Origin of the sequence: Undibacterium sp. 5I1 (assembly GCF_034314085.1) — a bacterium.
Taxonomy (GTDB): Bacteria; Pseudomonadota; Gammaproteobacteria; order Burkholderiales; family Burkholderiaceae_D; genus Undibacterium.
In genome coordinates this window covers 4,634,713-4,646,734 of record NZ_JAVIWI010000001.1, presented here as the reverse complement: position 1 = coordinate 4,646,734, position 12,022 = coordinate 4,634,713, and the positions used below count along the sequence as shown (strand labels likewise).

At 49.0% G+C, this 12,022-nt stretch carries 8 protein-coding genes; 2 read left to right on the top strand and 6 right to left on the bottom strand.

Annotated elements, in window-relative coordinates:
- Positions 1 to 21 precede the first annotated feature (21 nt).
- The 6 genes from hydA to RGU72_RS20250 form a co-directional block, all read right to left on the bottom strand.
- Entirely contained in the window at positions 22 to 1,461 is a 1,440-nt protein-coding gene (gene hydA / locus RGU72_RS20275) for a dihydropyrimidinase (protein WP_322121468.1), read from the bottom strand.
- Positions 1,462 to 1,474: 13 nt separating this feature from the next.
- Positions 1,475 to 2,959 (bottom strand): NCS1 family nucleobase:cation symporter-1, encoded by a 1,485-nt coding sequence (locus RGU72_RS20270; protein ID WP_322121467.1) that lies wholly within the window; start codon positions 2,957 to 2,959, stop codon positions 1,475 to 1,477.
- A 187-nt stretch (positions 2,960 to 3,146) separates the two neighbouring features.
- Entirely contained in the window at positions 3,147 to 4,430 is a 1,284-nt protein-coding gene (preA, locus tag RGU72_RS20265; protein ID WP_322121466.1) for an NAD-dependent dihydropyrimidine dehydrogenase subunit PreA, read from the bottom strand.
- The gene (locus RGU72_RS20260) at positions 4,430 to 5,827 is read right to left on the bottom strand and encodes an NAD(P)-dependent oxidoreductase (RefSeq protein ID WP_322121465.1); all 1,398 of its coding nucleotides are present in this window, start codon (positions 5,825 to 5,827) and stop codon (positions 4,430 to 4,432) included. Before RGU72_RS20260 ends, preA begins: the two co-directional genes overlap by 1 nt.
- Before the next feature lie 545 nt (positions 5,828 to 6,372).
- On the bottom strand, positions 6,373 to 7,878 hold the full coding sequence (locus RGU72_RS20255; RefSeq protein ID WP_322121704.1) for a CoA-acylating methylmalonate-semialdehyde dehydrogenase: 1,506 nt from the start codon (positions 7,876 to 7,878) through the stop codon (positions 6,373 to 6,375).
- Positions 7,879 to 7,950: 72 nt separating this feature from the next.
- Positions 7,951 to 9,267: an aspartate aminotransferase family protein gene (locus tag RGU72_RS20250; protein WP_322121464.1), complete on the bottom strand. Its 1,317-nt coding sequence runs from the start codon at positions 9,265 to 9,267 to the stop codon at positions 7,951 to 7,953.
- Positions 9,268 to 9,470: 203 nt separating this feature from the next.
- On the opposite strand from RGU72_RS20250, the gene RGU72_RS20245 reads away from it, so the two are divergent.
- Both RGU72_RS20245 and RGU72_RS20240 read left to right on the top strand, forming a co-directional pair.
- Positions 9,471 to 10,961, top strand: coding sequence for a PLP-dependent aminotransferase family protein (locus RGU72_RS20245; protein WP_322121463.1), 1,491 nt, complete (start codon positions 9,471 to 9,473; stop codon positions 10,959 to 10,961).
- Positions 10,942 to 11,631 (top strand): TetR/AcrR family transcriptional regulator, encoded by a 690-nt coding sequence (locus tag RGU72_RS20240; RefSeq protein WP_322121462.1) that lies wholly within the window; start codon positions 10,942 to 10,944, stop codon positions 11,629 to 11,631. Before RGU72_RS20245 ends, RGU72_RS20240 begins: the two co-directional genes overlap by 20 nt.
- Positions 11,632 to 12,022: the final 391 nt, after the last annotated feature.

The window sequence follows — 12,022 nt, the reverse complement described above, 5'->3', positions numbered from 1 at the left end:
ACCAGACGCAAATGATGACCATCATCGCTGCATTGCTTTAGGAGCAGTTTGACTCGCCATACGGCCTAATGCATCATAAATTGGAGAAAATGCGGGTCTGTCGATATGCTGTCCTGCCCCCTGAACCGCACGTAATTCACCCTGTTTAAATACTAGCTTGCCTGCGCTGATGGTATGGCTAGGAATACCGCGTACGGTGCGACCCTCAAATACGTTGAAGCCACCTTTAGCAAATTGGGTTTTAGCGGAAATCGCACGCGTGCCTTGCGGGTCCCACACCACGACATCGGCATCTGCGCCAACCACAACCGCTCCTTTACGTGGATAGATATTAAAAATTTGTGCGGCGTTAGTGGAAGTCACTTTGACAAATTCTGATGGCGTCAATTTACCGCTGTTGACACCGGCATCCCAGATCACTGCCATACGATCTTCAACGCCGCCGCAACCGTTAGGGATTTTGGTAAAGTCGCTTTTTCCTGCAGCTTTTTGCGTATCGCAAAAGGTGCAATGATCGGTTGCCGTTGTGTGCAGATTGCCTCCTTGCAGGCCTTGCCATAACGCAGCCTGATGCTCTTTTGAACGGAATGGGGGACTCATGACATGACCTGCCGCAAAATCAAAATCAGGATGGCGATATACACTGTCGTCTATCGTCAGATGCCCGGCAAGCACTTCACCAAATACCCTTTGGCCTTTACTTCTGGCGCGGGTAATTGCCTCCAACGATTCTATACAGGAGACATGCACGATATAAACCGGTGTATTGAGTACATTGGCAATTGCAATCGCCCGGTTGGCAGCCTCACCTTCTACCATCGGCGGACGTGATAAAGGATGTGCCTCTGGTCCGGTAATGCCTTTTTTTAATAACTCTTGTTGGAGTAAGAAAACCAGCTCGCCATTTTCTGCATGCACAGTAGGCATAGCTCCCAGCTCCAGCGCACGTGAGAAGCTTTTTACTAAAATTTCATCATCGGCCATGATGGCATTTTTATAGGCCATAAAATGTTTGAAGCTATTCACGCCATAGTCGCGCACCAGTGTGCCCATATCAGCATGTACGGTATCGTCCCACCAGGTTACTGCGACGTGAAAACTATAATCACCGGCTGACTTCTCTGCCCAGCCACGCCAGGTTTTATAGGCATCCATTAAAGGCTGTTTAGAGTCCGGAATAACGAAATCAATAATGGTAGTGGTTCCGCCGGCCAGACCTGCGGCAGTGCCGGTAAAAAAATCGTCTGCGGTCACTGTGCCCATAAAAGGCAGGTTCATATGTGTGTGTGGATCAATCCCACCGGGCATGACATATTGACCGCTGGCGTCAATAATTTCAGCATCCGCAGGAACGGATAAATGCTCACCTACTGCAATGATTTTGCCATCCTGGCACAGAACGTCAGCACGGAATTCACGGTCTGCATTAACGACAGTACCGCCGCGTATTAATATGCTCATATTTGTCTCCTGATTATTTAGTAGGTTGCAGCACACCCACTACCTGATCCGATTTACCCTGCATCATGACTAAATAGACTAAGCCTGATAACACCAGACCGATAAACCAAGCGTAGGTATAAATTGTTTTCAATATGCCCGGAACATCAGGGAAGGATGTGGGAAATGCTGCATTTAAAAATCCGGGAATATTGGGCACAACACCGATGACAAAGGCGACAATCGCTGCCATGTTCCAGCCGTTGCCGTAAGAATATTTACCGTTTTCTTGATAGAGCTGAGCTACATCCAGATTGGTTTTACGAATAAAGTAATAGTCGATTATTAATATACCTGCGATTGGTCCTAACAACGCCGAGTAGCCGATCAACCAGGTAAAAATATAACCTTGGGTTGATTCTAAAATCTTCCATGGCATCATGGCAATCGCGATAAACGCTGTGATGTAGCCACCCGTTTTATAAGAAATCAGTTTAGGGTTGAGTGCTGAAAAATCATATGCGGGACCAACCAGATTGGCGGCTAAATTAACGCTGACAGTATCAATCAACAAAATCAACAGAGCGATCAATACCGCAACACCTGTCATACGACTAGCAAGATCAACCGGATCCCAAATCGCTTTACCGTACAAAACTACTGTGGCAGAAGTCACAATCACCGCCAGCATAGCTAACAATGCCATCGGCACTGGCAAACCCACGCTTTGACCGATAAGCTGATCGCGCTGAGTTTTAGCAAAACGGGTGAAGTCGGGAATATTCAATGCCAGCGTCGCCCAAAACCCTATCATCGCAGTCAGCGAAGGCCAGAACGTAGTCCAGAATTGTCCGGCCTTTTTGCCTCCCTCAATAAATTGCGAAGGTTGATCCAGAATCGGCCCAAAGCCACCCGCTTTGTTATATACCCAACCGAGCAGGACAAAACAAATGACGATCTTCAAAGGCGCGGTATAAGTTTCTAATTTACGAATCGAATCCATACCGTGAAAAATGTACCAGAACTGGATCGCCCAAAACGCTAAAAAGCACGCGAACTGCGCCGCATTAATACCAAGGCCAGCGATCTTATCGCCACCCAGCGGATGACCGAGCAAGACACCTGCCAAGGTGTAAATCATCATGCCACCAAACCAGGTTTGAATCCCGTACCAGCCACATGCCACAATCGCGCGCATCAATGCTGGCAAGCGTGCACCTTTGGTACCGAACGAAGAACGAGCCAGCACCGCATAAGGAATACCGTACTTGGTACCAGCATGTCCGATCAGCAGCATAGGCACCAGCACAATGGCATTAGCAAGAAAAACCGTTACCACCGCTTGCGATGCAGACATACCACCTTCAATCAAACTAGCCGCCAACGTATAGGCGGGTATGCACATGACCATGCCAACCCAGAGTGCGGCAAAGTGATACCAGCGCCAGGTGCGCTGGCTCTCGCTCGTCGGTGCCAAATCTTCGTTCCAGAGTGCGCTGCTTGCGGTGGTCTTGTTCACGTTTACCTCTCCTTCAGTTGGACTTACTTAAAATCTTGAGGATGCCTGTTAATGCAAAAGGATTGCGCCTTTAAAGAGCGCAATCCATATGTTAAGACCTGTGTATTTAAACGCTGTATTAAAAAGCTGTATCTAAGAGCTACATCTAAGAGCTATATTTAAAATCAATAAGTGAGAACAGCTTGATTTATGCCTTGACCAGATTCTCCGCTCTAGGATTGCGCGGGTCCTGCATCCAGTTCATATAGGGTTTGCCTGTCTCTTCCGCGACCATCGTAATGCAATTCTCAACGGGGCAAGTAATCTGACATAAGTTACAGCCAACACACTCGTCTTTGATGACTTCGTATTTACGCTGTCCGTTGTCTGCAATCAGTTGTGAAATGGATTGATGTGAAGTGTCTTCGCAAGCGATATAACAGCGACCGCATTGGATACAACTATCCTGGTCGATCTGAGCAATGCTCTTGAAGTTCATGTTCAGATATTTCCAATCCGTCGTATTGGCAACAGCTTTACCGCGAAAATCTTCTATCGTGGCATAACCTTTTTCATCCATCCAGCGAGACAGGCCATCTTTCATGTCTTCAACAATACGAAAGCCATGCAGCATTGCGGCAGTACAGACTTGTACAGAACCAGCGCCGAGGGCTATAAATTCTGCCGCATCACGCCAGTTACCGATGCCGCCGATACCAGAAATCGGCAAACCCTGAGTAGCAGGATCACGTGCGATTTCTGCGACCATATTGAGTGCAATTGGTTTGACAGCTGATCCACAGTAACCGCCGTGTGTACTTTTACCACCCACAATCGGACGTGCCACCATATTGTCCAGATCAATTGAAGTAATGGAATTGATCGTATTGATCAAAGACACAGCATCGGCACCACCGTTGTGTGCAGCGCGCGCAGGCATGCGGACATCAGTGATATTCGGGGTGAGCTTGACGATAACAGGCAAAGAACAATATTGCTTGCACCAGCGCGTGACCATTTCGACATACTCCGGTACTTGACCGACGGCAGCGCCCATGCCGCGTTCTGGCATGCCATGTGGACAGCCAAAATTGAGTTCAATTGCATCGGCACCAGTCGCCTCGACTAATGGCAAAACTGCTTTCCAGATCGCCTCTTCGCATGGATACATCATGGAAACAATCATTGCGCGATCCGGCCAGTCTTTTTTGACTTGGGTAATTTCACGCAGGTTGATGTCCAGACTACGATCAGTAATCAGTTCAATATTATTGAAGCCAATGACTTCGCGATTTTTACCAAAGTGGGCGGAATAACGTGAGGAGACATTCACTGGCGCCGGATCTTCACCCAAAGTTTTCCAGACGACTCCGCCCCAACCTGCTTCAAAAGCACGGATCACGTTATATGCTTTGTCAGTAGGTGGCGCAGATGCGAGCCAAAATGGGTTGGGAGATTTAATACCGGCGAAATTAATGCTGAGATCGGCCATTATGTAGCCTCTTTTTTAGAAAGTGAGTTGGACAATAAGTCTTGATGAATTGCAGCTGCGGCGAGCTTACCGTGCTGTACCGCCTGCACCGTCAAGTCTTGTCCCGGCGCGACACAATCACCCCCTGCATAGACGCCCGAAACTGAGGTGCGGAAGCGATCGTCCACCTGAACTTTATCGCCTCGCTTTTCTAATTCCACAGCCAGGGCATCATTGATCGATACTGCATCTAATGCTTGTCCAATCGCTTTAAAAATCGCATCGGCAGCGATATCAAAGCTTTCTCCTGTACCGACCAGGCGAGCACCATCCATACGGGTTTTTTCAAACCGCACACCGCGTACGCGACCCGTTTCATCCAATAAGATTTGTTGCGGCTGAGCCCATGTCTTCAAACGCACTTGATGTGCCTTGGCGATATCTTGCTCATGTCCGGTAGCGGACATGGACTCCGCACCGCGTCGATAAACTACGGTCACGTCATCGGCACCTAGCCGCGCCATCTGCACCGCCATATCAATTGCGGTATTACCTGCTCCAATCACCAGGCAACGGGAGGCCAGTGGCAATTTACTCAAATCATCGACTTGACGGAGTTCAGCGATATAGTCCACTGCGGAGAGTAAGCCTGCGGCATCTTCGCCTGTCAAACCAAGCTCTCGGCTTGCACCAAGTCCTAGCGCTAAAAATACAGCATCATATTGTTGGCGTAAATCAGAGAGCTTTAAATTACCGCCCAGAGTTTGTCCGTATTGAATCGTGATACCGCCGATTTCCAATAAAAATTCGACTTCGCGCTGAGCAAAATCCTCTGGCAACTTGTATTTAGCAATACCGTATTCGTTCAAACCACCGGCCTTGGCACGTGACTCGAACACCACAACATCGTTACCCAACATTGCTAGTCTGTGCGCACAGGACAGACCCGCCGGTCCGGCGCCCACGACAGCAACCGTGCGTCCCGTTGCGGTTGCACGTTCAAAAGGATGTTCGCCAAACTGCATGTTGTCGATGGCATGACGTTGTAAAAGACCAATTTTGACTGGCTGCCCTTCCGCATCATGATTACGCACACAGGATTGCTCGCACAAAATCTCGGTAGGGCAAACACGCGAACAGCTACCACCAAAGATATTCTCTTGCAAAATAGTTTTTGCCGCGCCATTGATATTTTCATTAGCAATATTGCGGATAAAGCTAGCGACATCAATGTCTGACGGGCAGATACGCGTACAAGGGGCGTCATAACAATACAAGCAACGCTGGCTTTCTATCAGTGCCTGGCGCGCTGTTAGTGCTGGCACCAGATCGGTGAACCGGCCTGCTAACTCTTCTTTGCTCGCACTTGGATGTCCAAGATGTTCTAGCTTAGTCAACCTGCTTAAGACTTCAATCATGATTGCATTCCTAATTGTTTGTACCTAGGCTTTCACTTAGGTCTGTACTCGGTGTTTTCACACGCCATTTTTACTGCAAAAGAGCAGATCGTCGCATCCATCAACCCGCTCCTCATACTCTTTGGTAACGACGAACAAGGAACGTTACCCATCGCAGCAAAACTCTAGAATCAAGCAACTACATACAAGGCAGTGTTATGGTCCAGTTTTGCCAATGATGTTTTTTACAGTGTTAGACAAAGTGCAAGTAAGGTACATACAAAATCTGTTCACGTATCCCGATTTATATCAGATTACTAGCAAACCTCGTGCCAATATTTACCACTTGGTAAAAACAAATACTCTATCGTTTTTCCTCATTCTTACTAGTTTTTTGCTGGTTTTTTGCTTTATTTTGATACATAAACGTTTTTTCTTGCACCAACTGAGCACACTTCTTTTGCACTATTGCTGCACCGCTCATCTATGAACCCCTTGCTGCTTACCAGCTACTTGTCTGCTACTGAACTTCCAGTTACCTAAGATATTGCTGCGCCGCAGGATGATCACTTCATTTGCGGAAATGCAAATTCGGCACCGGCAGTCGCAATACCTTTGTTTGCATCCGGCCAGCGCTGCATAACGGCTTTAGAGCGTGTATAAAAACGCACACCTTCTGGGCCATACACATGATGATCGCCAAAAAGACTGCGCTTCCAACCGCCAAAACTGTGAAAAGCCATCGGTACCGGCAAAGGGACATTCACGCCAACCATACCTACTTGAATTTGACGCACAAACTCGCGCGCCACGCCACCATCACGCGTAAAAATGGCGACACCGTTGCCATACTCATGCCGATTAATCAGATCGATGGCACTGGCTATATCTGGCAACCGCAAAACGCATAAAACCGGCCCAAAAATTTCTTCCTGATAGATAGTCATCGTGGAAGTCACATGATCAAACAGCGTGCCGCCGACGAAAAAGCCATTTTCACGCCCGCTGACTTGGTAACCACGGCCATCCACCACTAGCGTGGCACCCTCCTCCACACCTTGTCCGATCAGTTTTTCTATCCGCTGCTTGGCGGCAAGACTGACGACCGGCCCCATTTCCGCCCCCTCTGCCATACCGTCGTTAATCTTTAAGGCTCGAGTGCGCTCGGCTAGGGCAGCGACCAACTGGTCGGCAGCATTACCAACCGCAACCGCGACAGAAATCGCCATGCAGCGCTCGCCCGCGGAGCCATAGGCGGCACCGATTAGAGCATCGACTGCCATGTCTATATCTGCATCAGGCATGACGACCATATGATTTTTTGCGCCTCCCAACGCCTGTACGCGTTTGCCTTCAGCGCTACCCCGCGTATAAATATATTCCGCAATAAGAGTCGATCCAACGAAGCTAATCGCTTGCACTTGCGGGTGATCCAGCAAAGCATCTACCGCCAGCTTGTCGCCTTGTACAACATTGAATACGCCATCGGGCAAACCGGCTTGTTTCAATAGTTCTGCCTGCAAAATGGATGCAGAAGGATCGCGCTCAGAGGGTTTTAGAACAAATGTATTTCCGCAGGCTAGCGCGATAGGAAACATCCACATAGGCACCATGGCCGGAAAATTAAACGGCGTAATTCCAGCTACAACACCCAATGGTTGACGGAATGAACAAGCATCGATCCCACGTGCAATCTGATCGCTGAATTCCCCCTTCAACATATGTGGAATGCCGCAGGCAAATTCGACCACTTCAATACCGCGAGCCACCTCGCCCTGCGCGTCAGCAAAGGTTTTGCCATGCTCACGAGTGAGTATCCCGGCAAAGCGGTCTGCATTTTCTTGCATCAAGTGTAAAAAACGGAACAAGACGCGGGCACGGGTCAGCGGTGGTGTATTTGCCCATGCGGGAAAAGCCTTCGCTGCTGCGGCAACGGCTTTATCCACATCGGCGGAAGATGCCATCGCCACGCGCGCGATGGGTAATCCCAAAGCCGGGTTGTACACATCGGCATAACGACCGCTATCAGTATCCACACGTGCACCTGCGATGAAATGGGGAATGGTTTCAATACTTAATTCAGGATTCAATTCAGGACGCAATTCAGGACTCAATAATGGGTTCACAATCAGACACTCGCTTCATTAATCTAAGGTTTTTAAAATAGCGGCAAGCTTGCCAAACAACTCATCGATATGGGATTTCTCTAATACTAGTGGTGGTGATAAAGCGATAATGTCACCGGTGGTGCGGATCAAAATGCCATCGGCAAATGCCCGCTTAAAAGCATTAAAAGCACGTGCGCCGGGCTTGCCAGGGATAGACGCTAGCTCAATGCCAGCAATCAAACCCAGATTGCGCAGGTCAATCACATGCGGCAAACCTTTGAGGGAATGCACTGCATCAGCCCAGTAGTCAGTCAGGCTGCTGGCATGCTCCAGCACTTTTTGCTCTTCAAAAATATCTAGTGTTGCTAGTGCGGCAGCACATGCCAGAGGATGGCCAGAATAGGTATAGCCATGGAATAGCTCGATGCCATCCGGCCCTTGCATCATAGTGTCGTAGATATATTTTTTAGAAAATACCGCCCCCATCGGTACGACGCCATTGGTTAATCCCTTGGCGACTGTCAGCAGATCTGGTTCGACATCAAAATAATCAAATGCAAACGGCGTCGTCAGACGACCAAAGCCGGTAATCACTTCATCAAAAATCAGTAAAATGCCGTGCTTGGTACAGAGTTCGCGCAAGCGTTTGAGATAGCCTTTGGGTGGAACCAAGACACCTGTCGAACCGGCAAGCGGCTCAACAATCACAGCGGCAATAGTGGAGGCATCATGCAAAGCGACAATGCGCTCCAACTCATCTGCCAAGTGCGCACCATATTCAGGTTCACCGCGAGTGAAGGCATTTTTTTCCAGATTGTGGGTGTGTGGTAAGTGATCTACCCCAGGCAACAGGCTGCCGAAAGTTTTGCGGTTATTCGCAATGCCGCCCACCGACATACCGCCAAATCCGACCCCGTGATAACCACGCTCACGTCCGATCAAGCGGGTGCGGGTGCTATCGCCACGAGCCCGGTGATAAGCCAGTGCCATCTTCAAGGCACTGTCCACTGCCTCGGAACCGGAATTGGTATAAAACACCTGCCCAAAGCGATGATTGGTATAAGTCATCAAGCGCTCTGCCAGCTCAAATGCGGAGGGATGCCCCATCTGGAAGGTCGGTGCAAAATCGAGTTGAGCGACCATATTTTGTACCGCTTTGACCAGTTTAGGCTGTGCATGTCCCAACGGTACGCACCACAAACCCGCCGTACCATCTAGTATCGTATTGCCATCGACATCACGGTAGTGCATGCCTTTAGCTGACACCATCAACCTAGGATTACTTTTAAAATCGCGGTTGGCTGTGAACGGCATCCAAAATGGATGCATATCATTAGGGCGGGATTCATACATAAGACACTCCTGAATTTGGAAAAACTATTTACCATGTGGTAAAACTATGGTGCAATAGTAGGCGGCAGGATGAGAATCCCGACAGATACAGCTTGCTCAAAAATCAGCAACCGTACAGGTTGACGTAGCACTACAGTTAAGTTCAGATATCACGACGTATTGCAGTGCGCTGGTAACTGATTAGACCAAAATGGAGGCGAAAGATGGAAAATGCAGGATCGGCAAAGTCAGACAACCTGTCTACGCCATGTACCATCCGCAGTAGTGCATCAGCCTGGCCCATCCTGACTCTGGACCGGACCAGGCGCGGCAATTTGGTGGATCAAATTGTGGAGTCGATTACGCAGTTGGTGAACAGCGGCGAGCTGCGTGTTGGGACCAAAATGCCTTCTGTCCGGCAATTTGCTAAATCCAATAGCATCAGCACTTTTACGGTTGTGGAATCCTATGATCGTTTGCTGACAACGGGCCTATTGTCGTCGCGTCGCGGTTCTGGTTATTTTGTAGCGCGCAGTGAAATCCCTGCAGCACGGTCAATCTTGCCAGCACCACTGCTACTGAATATTGACGCGCTCAGTCCCGATTTATATACCGGTGTGTCGGATGCCCTACCTGCCGGTTCTGGCTGGCTGCCGCCAGAATGGTATGGCGAATCGACGATTCTGGACGCAATTCGTCACGCGATGCGTATTCCTGCTTCGCGCTTACGTGGCTATGGCAATCCTCTAGGATTTCCCAGCCTGCGACAACATCTGGCAAGCACCCTGGCGGATGAACTATTCGCCGTCGAGCCCGATCAGATTGTGCTGACGCATGGTGCGACCCATGGTTTTGATCTGATCTTGCGCACCCTGACCAAACCGGGTGACTGCGTCTTTGTTGAAGATCCCGGCTATAGCAATTTATTGTCACTGATACGTCATCATGGATGCATCCCCGTTGGTGTTCCGCGTGGCGAACACGGTTTGGATTTTGATGTACTGCAAGAGAAAGCGACCCGCCATCAGCCCAAACTGATGTTCGTCAATACCGTGCTACAAAATCCCCTCGGGACTTCTCTCAGTCATGCGCAGGCGCATCGTCTGCTGGGACTGGCAGAGCGTTTTGATTTTTGGGTGGTGGAAGATGATATATACCGCGACCTAAGTGCGCGCAGCGATCCTTCTCTGGCAGCGATGGATGGCTTACGGCGGGTTATCCGCGTTGGTAGTTTTTCTAAAACACTGTCACCGACCTTGCGGGTTGGCTCGATTGCAGCCTCGGCATCACTCATTTCTGAATTGGTCCGCGTCAAGATGTTGACGGGTTTGACCACATCAGAGATCAATGAGCGCGCTGTGCTGCACGCCATCACTGCGCGTCCCTACCGGCGCATGCTGGAAAAGCTGATCAGCCAACTGGATACCGCACGCGAAAGCAGCATTAGCAACTTACAAAAAGCCGGCATGACGGTGTTGGCTAAACCTCGCGGCGGGATGTTTATTAGTGCCGGCTGGGAGACGACACCCACACTCAGCTTCAATGGCAAACTGATTGCCGATCAGGCACTCAAAGCGGGAATCCTGTTGTCGCCCGGTGAATTTTTTACGCTAGATGCGTGCAATACGATCTGGTTTCGCTTCAACGTGGCTTATACCCAATCCGAACAACTCAGTACTTTTCTAACTAATTGCCATGACACTCTTGGACACTGAAAAATCTATCGCCGGAAAATCCAAAACCGCCACGACTAAAGTCAACCGGCGCCTGATCAACCGGGACAAATTAGAAACAGAAATCCTGGAACAGGCCGTACGGCTATTCGCTGAGTGCGGCTACGAAGGCACCTCAATTGCGACCATTGCCGAACAAGTTGGCCTCTCCAAACAAAATCTGCTGTACTACTTTCCAAGCAAGCCTGTGTTGTATCAGCGGGTACTGGATGATGTTTTGAATGTATGGTTAGAGCGCATGAATAGCCTGGCCCATGATAGCCGCGAGCCAGAAGAATTGCTGCGTAGTTACATCGTCGCCAAGCTGCAATTTTCACGCGAGCAGCCCTGGGGTTCGCGCGTGTATGCCATGGAAGTGATAGGCGGAGCAAAAATATACGGCGCAGATATCCGTAAAAAAGTCGTGCCGCTGCTGCGTAAAGACATAGAGATTTTTGAGAAGTGGATAGCGCAAGGCAAAATTGCCGCGGTCAATCCTACCCATTTACTCTTCGCCATCTGGGCCATGACGCAATCCTATGCAGACTTTGCGACTCAAATGAACCTGGTCATGAATCGCAAGCAGCTCAGTCGCAAGGATTTTGATGATGCAGAAAAACTGATCGTTGATATGGTGCTGGCGGGGTTGGCGATTACTCCCGCGACCAAATAATTCCAGAAAGTTGGAGAAGGTGTTATCGATGCTCGTCACATAACCTGGTCTTTGCTGTCCGATTTTGCATGGCAATTCTTAGCTGAAATCAACGAGTACAAAGTGCAGATAACTTATGGCGCATAAATATACTCCCTTACTGTATATATTAGTTGTCCAGAGAATGATTGGACAATACGGCATTTTCTAATATTTTTATGGGGAGTATATTTTAATCATCCTTGCAAGACTAAGTTAAATCAAATTAGCTCAGGTAAAAAATCAAGCTGCTTGCCATCATTTGCGTACCAGATCCAGTAACACATGCCGAACGACATCGGCAATATTGGCGTAGTGATGAGATCAAATTTCCACTCTTCCACTAACACATCTGCAATGCACTTATTGTTGA